Consider the following 14906-nt stretch of genomic DNA (forward strand, 5'->3'; position numbering starts at 1 on the left):
CCGGCGGCGTCACGGTGGCCATTCCTCGCCGGTCCGCCTCAATCCCCGTACGGCCTTCCTCAGTTGACCCAGTGCCAGGTGCAGCCAGGTGGAGTCGCCCTCCGCACGGCAGAAGTCGACCGCCCGCTGGTTGACGACGACGGCTTCCGCGTACTGCCCGGCGTCCACCAGCACGCCGCCCAGCATGAGGAGTGCCATGCCCTCTCCGCGCCGGTCTCCGGCCTCTTGGTGGACCGCGAGATACCGCCGGAACACGGGAATGGACTCCTTGGGCCGCCCGGCCTCCACGAACTCGGCGCCGAGTTCGAACAGCACCTGGCCCTCCGGATCGCCGCCCTGTGTCCTGCCGTACAGGGCGGCGGCCCGCAGACCGACGGAGACGGCCTGCTCGAACCGGCCTGCCTTCACCAGCGCCTTGCCGAGGCCGAACAACGCCGCGCCCTGGGCACCACGGTCGCCGAGCTCCTCGTACGCGGTGGCGGACCGCGCGTAGGCGGTGACGGCCTCCGCGTACCGCTCCGCCTCCACCAGCGTGTGGCCGAGGTGGAAGCCTGCCCGGCCCTCGCCGTCGCGGTCGCCGATTCCGCGGTAGATCGTGGCGGCCCGGGTGAGGGCGGCGATGGTTTCCCCGAGCCGGTTGAGCCCCAGCAGGGCGCGGCTGAGGTTGAGGAGCGCGGATCCCTCGAGGGAGGGAAAGCCGATCTCCCGCATGATGCCGGCGGTTCGCCGGTAGGCCGTGACGGCGTCCTCGTACCGTTCCTCGTCCAGCAGGACCTCGCCCAGGCCGTAGAGCGCCATGGCCTCGCCGCGCTGGTCGCCCAACTCGCGATAGCGGGCGACGGACCGCCGCGCGGTGGCGATGGACTCCTCGAACCGGCCCACCGAGGCCAGGGCGCCGCTCAGGTGCCGCAGCGCGTCGGCCTCGCCGTGCCGATCGCCGTGCTCGCGGAAGAGGGCCGCGGCCCGGGAACAGATGGTGATGGACTCCTCGTACTGCTTGTCCCTCTGCAGGCCGAGACCGAGGTTGTCCAGGGCGAGGGCCTCCTTGGGGCCGTCGCCGAGCTGCCCGTAGATCTCGGCGGCCCGCCTGCTGGCGACGATGGACTCCGCGTACCGGCCCACCGAGCCCAGGGAGGAGCCGAGTTCGCCCGACATCGCGGCTTCGCCACGGAGATTCCCGGTGTCGGTGAACGCGGCGGCGGCCCGGCGGCGCGCGGTGATGGACTCCTCGACCCGCTCCAGTGCGCTCAGCGCGGTTCCGAGAGACTCCCACGCCGTGCCCTCACCGGCGCGGTCGCCGGCCTCGCGACAGAGGCCGGCGGCCCGCTCGCAGACGGTGACGGCCTCCGCGAACCGGCCCACCTCGGCCGCGGCATTGCCCAGGTTGACCAGTGACAGGGCCTCGCCCCGGTGGTCGCCGGCCTGGCGCAGGAGGACGGCGGACCGCTGGGTGACGGCGACCGATTCCTCGAACCGCCGCAGGTCCGCCAGGACGGTGCCGAAGTCCAGGAGCAGGTCCGCCGCGCCCCGGCGGTCGCCGGTTTCGAGGTGGACGGCGGTGGCCCGCTCGACGGCGGTGATGGCCTCCTCGGCCCGCCCCAGCCCGGCCAGCGTCTTGCCGACGCCGGCCAGCGACGCGGCGAGATCGGCGAGGTCGGTGCCGGGGGCGGCTGCGTCCAGCCGTCGGTACAGCTCGGTGGCCTCCCGCGCGGCGGCCCGCGCCTCCTCCCGGTGTTCCGCCCGGGCGAGGGACATCCGGTGCAGGGCTTCCGCGTGCTCGGGGAGGTCGAGGGTGGGGTGGGCCACGGCCAACTGCCGGTACAGGTCGATGGCCTCCTGGGTGACGGCCAGGGCCTGCTCCTCACGGCCCAGGTCCCACAGCCGGCGGCCGAGGCCGTTCAGCGACTTGGCGAGATCGACGCGGTGGGCGCCGAAGTCGGTCTCGGCGAGCTGCCGTTGGATGCTCACGGCCTCCTCGGTCGAGGCGAGCGCCTCTTCCTCGCGGCCCAGACGCCAGAGGAATTCGCCGAGGTTGAGCAGCGCGATCGTCAGCGCGGGCTGGTGGGCACCGGGGTTCTCCTCGGCCAGCCGCCGGTGGAGCTCGGTGGCCTCCCGGGTGGCGGCGAGGCCCTCCTCGATGCGGTCCAGGTCGAGCAGCGGGCGCCCGAGGTTGGACAGTGCCGCGGCCAGGCGGTCGGATTCGGCGCCGGGGTTCTCCTCGGCCAGCCGCCGGTACAGGTCGGTGGCCTCCCGCATGGCGGCCAGGGCCTCCTCCGGGCGGCCCGCGTCGAACAGTTGCAGGCCGAGGTTGCCGAGCGAACCGGCCAGGTGACTCCGGTGGGCGGCGGGGTCCGCCTCGGCCAGTTGCCGGTACAGGTCGGTGGCCTCCTGGATGGCCGCCAGGGCCTCCTCCCGGCGGCCATGACCGGACAGCCGGTTGCCGAGGCTGGTCAGCGACCTCACCAGGAAGCGCCGGTGGGCGGCGGGGTCCGCCTCGGCCAGTCGGCGGCTGATCGCCACGGACTCCTCGCAGAGGAACAGCGCCTCCTCCGGCCGGCCCACGTCGGACAGCCTGTCACCGAGGTTGGCCAGCGAGGTCACCAGGTGGCCGAGGTAGCGGGCGTCGGTCTCGGCGAGCTGCCGGTGCAGGCGGACGGCCTCCTCGGCCGGGGCGATCGCCTGCTCCCGGCGACCCGCGTTCGCGCGGCGCCAGGCCAGCGTGCCGTACAACCAGGCCCGCTGGTCCAGGTCACCGGTGGTGGCCAGGCGGTGGGCGATCAGCACTTCCACGACCGCGAGGATGCCGATGTCCAGGTTGACGTCGCGGTCCGCGGGCAAGCGGGATTCCACGGCCTCCAGCGCGGCCAGCAGGCCGAGGTCGAGGGGGCCGCCGTCCGGGCCGCTTCCGTCGCCGAGGGCGGCGAGCGCGGTCAGGGCGGAGCTGCCGGCATCGATCGCGAGGTCCGGATCGCCGCGCAGAAGTGGGTACAGGACCTTCTCGCCGACATGAGCCCAACGGCCGGCGGCGGACGCCAGGAAGGTCACCGCGCGCGGGGCGATGACGGGCCGGAGCCCCTCCTCGGCGGTCAGGGCGGTGGGGGCACCGCGCGCCCAGGGGTCGGCGTCGTAGGAGCTGATGCCGTGTCCGGGGATGAGCAGGCCGAGGAAGTCCTCCGCGAGCCGGTCGGGACAGAGGGGCTCCGGGACCAGCTCATCGTCGGCGGGCGGGTAGCAGAACCGGTGATCGAGCAGGAGGTCCTCGGGGTGTCCGGGCAGGTCCAGTGTCTTCAGGGCCTGTTTCCCGGTGGCGTGGCCGACCGCTCCGGTGAGCGCGGCGGTGAACACGGTCTTGGCCATGGTGGCGGGCCCTGTCCGGTAGTCCTGCCCGTGCCTTCCGGCGTCGACGAGCCGCTGCCACGCCAGGCGTTCGCGGTCCAGGAGGTAGGCCGACAGCTCGTGCGGCTCGGTGAGGGACGGCCGCTCGCCCCGCGCACGGGCGTCGACGGCGACCAGGGCGGCCATGTGCAGGTTCAGCGTCAGACCGAAGTCACGGTGATCGAGAGAACCGGGCGGCCGGATGCTCGCGGTGTCCGGCAGGCCGTACAGGTCGGGCTCGCCGTAGCGGTCACGGGCGGCGGTGAACATCCGCAGCCGGTCACTGGCCAGTGCGGGAAGCGGCAGATCGCCGGCGGCGGCGCGACGCTCGCCGAGCTCACCGCGCAGGGCGGCGAACCAGCGCACGGTCCGGCCGATCAACAGGACCCGCGTGGGCCGCTGTTGGTGGAGCACCGGGTCGGACAGCAGGCGTTCCAGTTCGCTGTGCGCCCATCGGTCGGCGTAGTCGACGACGAGGAGCACTCCGGCCCCGGGCCGGGCAAGGCCGTCGCCCGATGGCGGGGGGCCGGCGGAGGTGCCCCGGAATCCCGCGTGCAGGACGTCCCATCGCTCGGCTTCCGGTAGTTCCGGGCTCCGGGACCGCTCGGCGAATTCCGTGGCGAGCCGGGTCTTGCCCTGCCCGCCGGGGGCGTGCAGCAGCAGGACGGACAAGCGCGCGTCCCGGGCGTCCCGCCATTCCCGCAGTCGCTCCAGCTCGGCCTCCCGGCCGACGAAGGGCACAACATGGCTGCGTGCGTCCAGCAGGCGGCTGGGCTGTGCCATCAGCCCCGCGGGATCGGGAGCGGCCGGAGCGGGTAACTTCTCGATCGTGAACGGGCGCGTTCCGTAGTAATTGTTGACAATGGCCGTGGCGTTCGGGCCCTGTGCCCCCGCGCCGCCGCTCCGGACGTGCTGCTCGTAGCGGTCCCCGCTCACGTCCGGTCGCTTTCCTCTTCGGGATCCCGCGAGGGCGGACTGCCGTACGTGTGATGGTGGTTGACGGTCACGCTGGCGCCCGGGCCCTGGGCACCCGCCCCGCCACTGCGCACATTCTGGTTGTAGACGGTGCTCGCCGGACTCCGGACCGCCGCCAGAAGGGCGCGGATCTGCGCGTCCGCCTCGCGGCGCTCGGCGAGCAGGTCGCGCAGCCTCACCTCCCAGTTCTCCCGCACCTCGTCCTCGGCCGACGAGTCTCCGTGCTCGCGGGCGGCCTGGACCGTGGCACGCGCCTGCTCCAACTCCTCCTCGGCGTCCGTTCCCTCGTCATCTCGCCCGGCCCCCAGCAAGCGGGCGAAGGCGCGTTTGGTCTGCTCCCAGGTTTCCGTCGTCATCGCGGCGACGAGCGTCGTCGCGGCGGTGGCGGCGACAGTCGCGATGGCAGGATCCACCGTCCCCCCTCTCCCAGCCGGCGCTCACAGGCGCCGGGGGCGCCCAGTGTGCCGCACCCGGCCGCCGTTCGTAACTGAGAGTGTGTGAAGGCTCGGTAGAGGCGCGCCGGATGCCCAAGGGTGGCCGTTCGTAACGGAACGCAGCGGGTGCCGTCCTTCGCGAGAGCGCGCCCGATATGCAACCATTGAGGTGGTATGTTCAAAAATCGAGAGGATCACCATGCCCACCGTGACCACCCGTGACGAGGTCGAGATCTTCTACAAGGACTGGGGCCAGGGCCGCCCGGTCGTCTTCATCCATGGCTGGCCGCTCAACGCGGACGCCTGGGACGACCAGATGAAGTTCGTCGCCGAGAACGGCTTCCGCGGCATCGCCCACGACCGCCGGGGGCACGGCCGCTCCGAACAGCCGTGGAACGGCTACAAGTTCAACACCTTCGCGGACGACCTCGATCAGCTCATCACCGCCCTCGATCTGCGGGACGCCGTCCTGGTCGGGCACTCGATGGGCGGCGGCGAGCTGGCCCGGTACATCGGCCGGCACGGCACGGAGCGCGTCGGCAAGGCGGTGCTGCTCTCCGCGATCACGCCGCTGATGCTGAAGTCGGACGAGAATCCGGAGGGCGTCCCGGCGGAGGTGTTCGAGGACATCAAGGCCGGGATCCTGACGGAGCGCTCACAGTTCTGGAAGGACACCTCGGAGGCGTTCTTCGGCACCAACCGCCCCGGCACCAAGGCGACTCAGGGCAACCGGGACGCGTTCTGGCTGATGGCGATGCAGGAGTCCATCCAGGCCGGCGTGAAGTGCGTGGACGCCTTTGCCCGCACGGACTTCCACGAGGATCTGCGGAAGTTCGACATCCCCACCCTGGTGATCCACGGCGACGACGACCAGATCGTGCCCATCGACGCCACGGGCCGCAAGTCCGCGCAAATCATTCCGAACGCGACGCTGAAGGTGTACGAGCGCGCCTCCCACGGGCTCGCCATGGTCCCCGGCGACAAGGAGCGCTTCAACGCGGACCTGCTCGACTTCCTGAAGAACTGAGAAGGTCACCACGCGCCAGGACCTCGTCGACGGTGGTGAGGGCGGCGGCGTCGCAGCCGGATCGATATCAGATGACCGTGAGCTTGATATCGTGGGCAATGAGACGTCGCCCATATCCGAGCGGAACGAGGAGAGGCCCGTGGCACGAACGGTCATCGATGTCGACGACGAGTTGCTGGCCGAAGCGGCGGAGATCTTCGGTACATCGACCAAGGTCGCCACCGTGAACGCCGCCCTGGCGGACGCGATCAAGCGACGGAAGCGGGCCTCGTTCCTGGGCTGGCTCGCGGAAGGCGGGCTACCTGATCTGACCGGCCCTGTCGAGGAGGCGAGGGGCACGGATCAGGCGGCATGACGGAGCGCTATCTCATCGACAAGTCCGCGCTGGCCCGCTACCCCAAGCCAGCCGTTCGGGCGGTGATCGATCCGTTGCACAACGCGGGGCTGCTGGCGGTGTGCGGAGCCGTCGAAGTCGAAGTCATGCACAGCGCCCGGTCCAGGTCGGACGCGGAACGCATCCGAGACGAGATGCGGGGTTTCGACTGGTTGGCCACCCCCGACGAGGTGTGGGACCGAGCGTTGGAGGTGCAGACACAACTCATCGGCTCGGGGAACTGGAAAGCTCTGTCCGCGGCAGACCTGGTCATCGCGGCGACCGCCGAGCGCCATGGCGCTGCCGTGCTGCACTACGACGGTGACTACGACATGATCGCACGCGTGACCGGCCAGCCGACGCGGTGGGTGGTCCCGGCCGGAGCCGGGGACTGAGGTCGGCCCGCCGGTACGGCTAACCCGGCGCGCGGAGGCCGAAGAGGACGTTGGTCCAGGTGACCGCGGCGACGTGGTCGCCGAGGGGCGCGGGCGCGCTCCAGCCGCCGGTGCCGTTGCCCGCGCGGGGGCCCTCCGGCTCGGCGGTCCACAGCTCGCCGCCGTCCTCGGCGTTCAGCGTGAGCAGCCTGCCGTGCTGGCCGACGAGGTACAGCCGCCCGTCCGCGACCGCCAGCTCCGACGCCCGGCCGCCGGCGTCCACGGTGGCGGTCCACAGCACGGACTCCGTCGCCATGTCCTGGGCCAGCAGCGTTCCCTGGCCGTCGTAGGCGTAGAGGACCCCGTCGGTGATGAGCAACTGGCCGGTGGCGAGCCAGAGATGGAAGTCCCCGGGCAGGTCCACGCGCGTCCACCGCTCGCGGTCCAGGTCGAGGCGGTGGAGAGCCCTGAGGTACTCGTTGGTGGCGCCCTCCTCCCGCTCGGCCCGGAAGTACGCCACCCGGCCGTCGATCCAGGGGGAGCCGAACACCCCCTCCGGCAGCTCCACGTCGAGCACTGACCTGCCGTCGTCGGTCACCAGCGCCAGCGTGCGCGGGTCCTCCGGCGCGGGCCACATCTGGACCAGCAGGTCGGCGCCCACCGTCCCCAGCAGCGTGGCGCCGCCGAAGCCGCCGACGACCTCGATCCGCACCTGAAGGGTGTCCAGTTCCCGGAGGACGAGCGCGTCCTCGGTGCGGTGCGCGAGCACGGTGTCCGTCAGCAGCACGCTGTGCGTCGCGTTGAACGTCATGTCGTCGACGACCTCACCGGTCTCCAGCGAGAGCTTCGCCAGCACGTCGTCGTAGAAGACGAACACCGCGTCGCCCCGGACGTGGACGCCGCCCCAGTCGTGCGCGGCGGGGAGCTCGTCGCCCAGCGGCGCGTAGGTCCACAGCACCTCGCCGCTGGTGCCGTCCACCAGGAAGACCGGTCCGATGCGCCAGTCGCACAGCAGCCAGTTCCGTTCGGCGTCGGCCACCCGGCAGTTGAGGCGGCTGGCGAGGCTGTCGTCCATCCCGAGATCGGCCATGTCCAGTTGCCAGGCGGCCGGGAGCGGCCCGGAGCCGCCGTCCGACTCCCCGTCCGTCTCGTCGCCCCGGGGCCACAGCGCCCAGGCCGCGCCGCCCGCCGCCGCGGTCACGGTGGCCGCCGCGGCGCCGCCGAGCAGGCGGCGGCGCGAGGGGCCGGTGGCCGGCGGGCGGGGCGCGGGCGGCGCCGCGGCCGCCAGGGCGCGGCGCTCGGCCTCGACCGCCAGCCGCAGCACGGTGGCCGGGTCGGGCCGGTCCCGGGGGTTCTTGGCCAGACAGGCGGTGACCAGGGGCCGCAGTTCACCGGGCAGCCCGGTCAGGTCCGGCTTCTTGTGCACCACGGCGAAGGCGGCGGCCATCGGCTCGGCCCCCGCCGCGTTCGGCGCCTGGAACGGACTGCGGCCCAGCACGGCGAACGCCAGCACCGAGCCCAGCGCGAACACGTCGGTGGCGGGCCCCACTTGGTCCGGGTCGGTGAGCTGCTCGGGCGCCATGAACGCGGGCGTGCCCACCACGGCGCCGGTGCGGGTCAGGGCGCGGCTCGCCGTCAGGGCCAGCGCGATGCCGAAATCGATGACGCGGACCCCGTCCTCGGCGAGCAGGACGTTGCCCGGCTTGAGGTCGCGGTGGACGATGCCCTGCCGGTGGATGTCGCTCAGCGCCTCGGCGAGCTGGGCGGCCAGCCGCGCGGCCCGCTCGACGGGCAGCGGGCCGTCCCGTTCCACCCGGTCGGCCAGCGAGTCGCCCGGCACGAACTGGGTGGCCAGCCACGGCGGATCGCCCTCGGGGTCGGCGTCCACGACCGACGCCGTGAACGCCCCGCCGACCTTCCGGGCCGCCGCCACCTCGCGCCGGAACCGGGCCCGGAAATGCGGGTCCTCGGCGTACTCGGGACGGATCACCTTCAACGCCACCCTGCGCCCGGACGGGCTGGTGGCGAGGTGGACCACCCCCATCCCGCCGGCGCCCAGGCGCCGTTCCAGCACATAGCCCCCGAGACGATCGGCCACCGGTTCGCCCAACTCGGCCATTCAGCCCGCCCCCACGCAGCGATGGCCCGGCCCGGCGGCCCGGCCACTCGCCGCACAAGATACCCAGACGGCCGCGGCCGGATCCCCCGGCCACGGCGAAAGGGCGGCGAACGCGCGGCGAACGCAGCCGGGGGAGGCTAGAAAACGGCCTCGGTCTCGTCCATCCGGTTCTGCGGGACGCGCTTGAGCTCCATCGTGGCGCTGGCCAGCGGCGCCATCACGATGTCCGTGCCGCGCAGCGCCGTCATCATGCCGAACTCGCCGCGGTGCGCGGCCTCCACGGCGTGCCAGCCGAAGCGGGTGGCCAGGACGCGGTCATAGGCGGTGGGGGTGCCGCCGCGCTGGATGTGGCCCAGGATCATCGCCCGGGCCTCCTTGCCGAGCCGCTTCTCCAGCTCGCTGGCCAGGCGCTGGCCGATGCCGGTGAACCGCTCGTGGCCATAGGGGTCGATCTCGCCGCGCTCGTACGGCATGGAGCCCTCGGCCGGGCGGGCGCCCTCGGCGACGCAGATCACCGCGAACTTCTTGCCGCGCGCGAAGCGCTCCTCGACCATCTTGCAGAGGTCGTCGAGCTGGAAGGGGCGCTCCGGGATGCAGATCCCGTGCGCGCCGCCGGCCATGCCGGCCTCCAGGGCGATCCAGCCCGCGTGCCGCCCCATGACCTCGACGACCATGACGCGCTGGTGCGACTCGGCCGTGGTCTTGAGCCGGTCGATCGCCTCGGTGGCGACGCCGACCGCCGTGTCGAAGCCGAAGGTGCGGTCGGTCGCGGAGATGTCGTTGTCAATGGTCTTCGGCACCCCCACCACGGGGATCCCGGCGTCCGACAGCATGCGCGCGGCGGTCAGGGTGCCCTCGCCGCCGATCGGGATCAGCGCGTCCAGGCTGAGCTTGCGCCGGAACGCCTCCGCGTTGTCGCACGCCTCCCGCAGCCGGTGGCGCTCCAGCCGGCTGGAGCCGAGGATGGTGCCGCCACGGGCCAGAATGCCGCTGACCTCGTTGATGTCCAGCTCGCGGTAGCGCCCTTCGAGGAGACCCTTGAAGCCGTCCTCGAAGCCGATCACCTGATCTCCGCGGTCCACCACGGCACGGTGGACGACCGATCGGATCACGGCGTTGAGACCTGGACAGTCACCGCCGGCGGTGAGAACTCCGATGCGCATGAGGATCTCTCCTGCTCGCTTTGGACTGGGGAGGGACGTGAGGGTCACGGCCGCCCCATCGCGGCCGCCCGAATTGTTTCACGACACGGGGTCACGTTCTAACGGCGCTCTTCACCCGACGCGCGCCCGGCGCCCGCGCCCGGGTACGGTCGATGAGAGGGATGCTGCCCAGGCCCTCTCAAGTCAGGCTTGCGAGGGGACGACGGGGACGGGACGGGACAGTGACGCGCAGCGTGTACGTGACCGGGATCGGCCGTGGCGACGGCCGCCAGGTGGTCGAGCTGGGGCTGATGGAGCTGCTGTCGCGGCAGGTGGACCGGGTCGGGGTGTTCCGCCCGCTGGCCCACGCGGGGCCGGATCCGGTCTTCGACCTGCTGCGCGGCCGGTACCGGCTGGCGCAGACCGCGGACGCCGCCCGCGGCATGGAGTACCCGGAGGCCGCGGCGCTCCAGGCCGAGCGGGGCATGGACGAGCTGGTGACGCGGCTGGTGGACCGGTTCCACCGGGTGGCGCGGGACTACGAGGTGGTGCTGGTCCTGGGCACCGACTACGCCGACACCCAGCTCCCGGCCGAGCTGACGCTCAACGCCCGGCTGGCCAACGAGTTCGGCGCCGCGGTGCTGCCGGTGGTCTCCGGGCTCGGGCAGGGCGCGGAGTCGATCGCCGCGGAGGTGCGCAACGCCCACCACGCGTTCGCCTCGCTCGGCTGCGAGGTCGTCGCCATGATCGCCAACCGCGTGGGCGACGGCGAGGCCGTGGTCGCCGCCCGCGAGCTGGGCGGCCAGCTTCCCGTTCCGGTGTGGGCGCTGCCGGAGGACCCCGCGCTGGCCGCGCCGACCGTGGCCCAGGTCGTGGACGCGCTGGGCGCGACGGTGCTGCTGGGCGACCCGACGGGGCTGGCCCGCGACATCCGCGACTTCGTCTTCGGCGGCGCGACGCTGCCGGTGTTCCTGCCCGCGCTGACCGAGAGCTGCCTGGTGATCACCCCCGGCGACCGGGCCGACCTGGTGGTGGGGGCGCTCGCCGCGCACTCCGCCGGAGCCCCGCCGATCGCCGGCGTACTGCTGACGCTGGGGGCGCACCCCGGCGAGGAGACGATGGCGCTGGCCTCCCGGCTCGCCCCCGGCACGCCGGTGCTGTCGGTGCCGGGCGGCTCGTTCCCCACCGCGACGGAGCTGTCGGGCCTGGAGGGCAAGCTGACGGCGGCGACGCCGCGCAAGGCGGAGATCGCGCTCGGGCTGTTCGAGTCGCATGTGGACACGGCCGCGCTCACCGAGCGCATATCGCTGGTGCGCGGCGACCGCGTGACGCCGATGATGTTCGAACACGAGCTGATCGAGCGGGCCCGCGCCGACCGCCGCCACGTGGTGCTCCCGGAGGGCACCGAGGAACGCGTGCTGCGCGCCGCGGAGGTGCTGCTGCGGCGGAACGTGTGCGACCTGACGCTGCTCGGCGACGAGACGGCGATCACCAAGCGCGCGGCCGACCTCGGGATCGACCTCCAGCCGCCGGGCGGGCGCTGCACGGTGCACATCACGGACCCGGCGACCTCGCCGCTGCGGGAGCGGTTCGCCGAGGTGTACGCGAAGCTGCGGGCGCACCGGGGCGTCACCTACGAGCTGGCGCACGACGTGGTCGCCGACGTGTCGTACTTCGGCACGCTGATGGTCCAGGAGGGCCTGGCCGACGGCATGGTCTCGGGCGCGGCGCACTCCACGGCGGCGACGATCCGGCCCGCGTTCGAGGTGATCAGGACGAAGCCGGACGCGTCGATCGTGTCCTCGGTGTTCTTCATGTGCCTGGCCGACAAGGTGCTGGTCTACGGCGACTGCGCGGTCAACCCCGACCCGGACGCCGCCCAGCTCGCCGACATCGCGATCCAGTCGGCGGCCACCGCCGCGCAGTTCGGGGTGGAGCCGCGGATTGCGCTGCTGTCGTACTCCACGGGCACCTCGGGCACCGGCGCGGACGTGGACAAGGTGCGCGAGGCCACCGAGCTGGTGCGGCGGCTGCGCCCGGACCTCAAGGTCGAGGGCCCGATCCAGTACGACGCGGCGGTGGAGCCGTCGGTCGCGCGGACCAAGCTGCCGGGGTCGGCGGTGGCCGGGCAGGCCACCGTGCTGGTCTTCCCCGATCTGAACACCGGGAACAACACCTACAAGGCCGTGCAGCGGTCGGCCGGCGCGGTGGCCGTCGGACCGGTGCTCCAGGGGCTGCGCAAGCCGGTGAACGACCTGTCGCGCGGCGCCCTGGTCCAGGACATCGTGAACACGGTCGCGATCACCGCGATCCAGGCGCAGCAGGAGGTCGGGGCATGACGCCGGGACAGCGTGGCAACCGGGTGCTGGTGCTCAACTCCGGCTCCTCGTCGGTGAAGTACCAGCTTCTGGACATGGCCGGCCCGACGCGGCTGGCCGTCGGCCTGGTGGAGCGGATCGGCGAGCGGGGCCCCGGGCTGCTGCGCCACACCCCCGGCGAGGGCGACACCCGCGAGCGGGAGCTTCCGGTGCCCGACCACCGCGCCGCGCTGGAGGCGGCGGCCGGGGAGCTGGCGGCGGACGGGCTCGGCCTAGACGCGCCGGAGCTGGCCGCGGTCGGCCACCGCGTGGTGCACGGCGGGCGGTCGTTCACCGAGCCGACGGTGGTGGACGACGCGGTGCTCGCCGAGATCGAGCGCCTGGTGCCGCTGGCGCCGCTGCACAACCCGGCCAACGTCGCCGGGATCCGCACCGCGATGGCGCTCAACCCGGACGTTCCGCAGGTCGCGGTGTTCGACACGGCGTTCCACACGACGATCCCGGAGCACGCGGCGCGGTACGCGATCGACGTCAGGACGGCGGAGGAGCACCGCATCCGCCGGTACGGCTTCCACGGCACCTCGCACGCGTATGTGTCGCGGCGCACGGCCGCGCTGCTGGGCCGGGACCCGGCCGAGGTGAACGTGATCGTGCTGCATCTGGGCAACGGCGCCTCCGCGTCGGCGGTGGCCGGCGGCCGGTGCGTGGAGACCTCGATGGGGCTGACGCCGCTGGAGGGCCTGGTGATGGGCACCCGGTCCGGGGACATCGACCCGGCGGTGGTGTTCCATCTGGCGCGGGTCGCCGGCATGTCCGCCGACGAGGTGGACGCGCTGCTGAACCAGCGCTCCGGGCTGGCCGGGCTGTGCGGCGACAACGACATGCGGGAGATCCTGCGCCGGGTCGAGGAGGGGGACGGCGAGGCGCGGCTGGCGTTCGACATCTACATCCACCGGCTGCGGAAGTACATCGGCGCCTACACAGCGGTCCTCGGCCGGGTGGACGCGCTGGCCTTCACCGCGGGCGTCGGGGAGAACGCGGCGCCCGTGCGAGCGGCTGCCGTCGCCGGGCTGACCGGACTGGGTCTGGAGATCGACGAACGGCTGAACACCGCGCGCGGCCGGGGGGCCAGGCTCATCTCCCCGGAGTACGCTCGGGTGGCGGTGGCCGTGGTGCCCACGGACGAGGAACTGGAGATCGCCACCCAGGCATTCGCACTGGTCGGCGTCTGAGTGGACAAGAGCTCGGATAACCTGACTCAGCCGAAAATTCCGCCACGGAACAAATCGATAGGATCGCTGTCATGCGCCGTTCCAAAATCGTCTGCACCCTGGGCCCCGCCGTCGATTCCTTCGAGCAGCTCAAGGCCCTGATCGACGCGGGGATGAACGTGGCCCGCTTCAACTTCAGCCACGGGTCGCACGAGGAGCACGAGGAGCGGTATCACCGCCTCCGCAAGGCGAGCGAGGACACCGGCCGGGCGATCGGCGTCCTGGCCGACCTCCAGGGGCCCAAGATCCGGCTGGAGACGTTCGCCAACGGGCCGGTGGAGCTCAAGCGGGGCGACGAGTTCACCATCACCACCGAGGACGTGCCGGGCGACCGGACGATCTGCGGCACCACCTACAAGGGGCTGCCGGGCGACGTCGCCAAGGGCGAGACCATCCTCATCAACGACGGCAACGTCTCCCTCCAGGTCACCGAGGTGGACGGGCCGCGCGTGCGGACCATCGTCATCGAGGGCGGCGTGATCTCCGACCACAAGGGGATCAACCTGCCGGGCGTCGCGGTCAACGTGCCCGCGCTGTCCGAGAAGGACGTGGAGGACCTGGAGTTCGCGCTGCGGCTGGGCGCCGACATGATCGCGCTGTCCTTCGTGCGCAACGCCGAGGACGTGCGGGACGTGCACCGGGTGATGGACCGGGTGGGGCGCCGCGTGCCGGTGATCGCCAAGGTGGAGAAGCCGCAGGCGGTGGACAACATGGAGGAGGTCGTCCTCGCCTTCGACGGCGTGATGGTGGCCCGTGGCGACCTGGCCGTGGAGTACCCGCTGGAGCGGGTGCCGATGGTGCAGAAGCGGCTGGTCGAGCTGTGCCGCAGGAACGCCAAGCCGGTGATCGTGGCGACCCAGATGATGGAGTCGATGATCACCAACTCCCGCCCGACGCGCGCCGAGGCGTCCGACGTGGCCAACGCGATCCTGGACGGCGCGGACGCGGTGATGCTCTCCGCCGAGTCCTCCGTGGGCCGCTATCCGATCGAGACGGTCAAGACGATGTCGAAGATCGTCGTGGCCGCCGAGACCGAGCTGCTGTCGCGCGGTCTCCAGCCGCTGGTGCCGGGCAAGAAGCCGCGCACGCAGGGCGGTTCGGTGGCGCGCGCCGCCTGCGAGATGGCCGACTTCCTGGACGCCAAGGCGCTGGTCGCGTTCACCAAGTCCGGCGACACCGCCCGCCGCCTGTCCCGCTACCGCGCGGTGCAGCCCATCCTGGCCTTCACCTCCGAGCCCGCGACGCGCAACCAGCTCACGCTGAGCTGGGGCGTCGAGACGTTCGTCGTGCGGCACGCCAACCACACGGACGAGATGGTGGAGTTGTGTGACGAGGAGCTGTCGCGGCTCAACCGCTTCTCGCCCGGTGACACCATGATCATCACCGCCGGCTCGCCGCCCGGAGTGCCCGGCACGACCAACATGGTCCGCGTCCACCACCTCGGCGGCCAGAACCACGGCGTCTGAGCGGGCGCGCGCCGCCCCGGGGGTCGTCGGGT

10 protein-coding genes are annotated in these 14906 nt (G+C 72.5%); 6 read left to right on the forward strand and 4 right to left on the reverse strand.

The window, feature by feature from the left end; genetic code table 11:
- Positions 1-9: 9 nt before the first annotated feature.
- Entirely contained in the window at positions 10-4311 is a 4302-nt protein-coding gene (locus tag RM590_RS01645) for a tetratricopeptide repeat protein (protein WP_311702480.1), read from the reverse strand.
- Positions 4308-4763 (reverse strand): hypothetical protein, encoded by a 456-nt coding sequence (locus RM590_RS01650; protein WP_311702481.1) that lies wholly within the window; start codon positions 4761-4763, stop codon positions 4308-4310. The genes RM590_RS01645 and RM590_RS01650 overlap by 4 nt, the downstream gene beginning before the upstream one ends.
- Positions 4764-4983: 220 nt before the next feature.
- Here RM590_RS01650 and RM590_RS01655 point away from each other — a divergent pair, with 220 nt between their 5' ends.
- The 3 genes from RM590_RS01655 (at position 4984) to RM590_RS01665 (ending at position 6579) form a co-directional block, all read left to right on the forward strand.
- The gene (locus RM590_RS01655; RefSeq protein ID WP_311702482.1) at positions 4984-5811 is read left to right on the forward strand and encodes an alpha/beta fold hydrolase; all 828 of its coding nucleotides are present in this window, start codon (positions 4984-4986) and stop codon (positions 5809-5811) included.
- Between the two features lie 139 nt (positions 5812-5950).
- Positions 5951-6166, forward strand: a complete 216-nt coding sequence (locus tag RM590_RS01660) for a type II toxin-antitoxin system VapB family antitoxin (RefSeq protein ID WP_311702483.1) — start codon at positions 5951-5953, stop codon at positions 6164-6166.
- Positions 6163-6579, forward strand: a complete 417-nt coding sequence (locus RM590_RS01665) for a PIN domain nuclease (RefSeq protein ID WP_311702484.1) — start codon at positions 6163-6165, stop codon at positions 6577-6579. Before RM590_RS01660 ends, RM590_RS01665 begins: the two co-directional genes overlap by 4 nt.
- A 19-nt stretch (positions 6580-6598) precedes the next feature.
- Here the strand turns inward: RM590_RS01665 and RM590_RS01670 are convergent, their stop codons facing one another.
- Positions 6599-8677 carry a protein kinase domain-containing protein gene (locus RM590_RS01670; RefSeq protein ID WP_311702485.1) on the reverse strand — a complete coding sequence of 693 codons (2079 nt, stop codon included), beginning with the start codon at positions 8675-8677 and terminating at the stop codon, positions 6599-6601.
- 137 nt (positions 8678-8814) lie between these two features.
- Complete coding sequence (locus RM590_RS01675) at positions 8815-9840, reverse strand: ATP-dependent 6-phosphofructokinase (protein ID WP_311702487.1); 1026 nt, start codon at positions 9838-9840, stop codon at positions 8815-8817.
- Between the two features lie 221 nt (positions 9841-10061).
- Here RM590_RS01675 and pta point away from each other — a divergent pair, with 221 nt between their 5' ends.
- The 3 genes from pta to pyk all read left to right on the forward strand — a co-directional run bounded on the left by pta (position 10062) and on the right by pyk (position 14874).
- Positions 10062-12158: a phosphate acetyltransferase gene (gene pta / locus RM590_RS01680; RefSeq protein WP_311702488.1), complete on the forward strand. Its 2097-nt coding sequence runs from the start codon at positions 10062-10064 to the stop codon at positions 12156-12158.
- On the forward strand, positions 12155-13369 hold the full coding sequence (locus RM590_RS01685; RefSeq protein WP_311702489.1) for an acetate kinase: 1215 nt from the start codon (positions 12155-12157) through the stop codon (positions 13367-13369). Before pta ends, RM590_RS01685 begins: the two co-directional genes overlap by 4 nt.
- A 71-nt stretch (positions 13370-13440) precedes the next feature.
- Entirely contained in the window at positions 13441-14874 is a 1434-nt protein-coding gene (gene pyk, locus RM590_RS01690) for a pyruvate kinase (RefSeq protein WP_311702490.1), read from the forward strand.
- Positions 14875-14906: the final 32 nt, after the last annotated feature.

Source organism: Streptomyces litchfieldiae, from assembly GCF_031845365.1.
GTDB lineage: Bacteria > Actinomycetota > Actinomycetes > Streptomycetales > Streptomycetaceae > Streptomyces > Streptomyces litchfieldiae.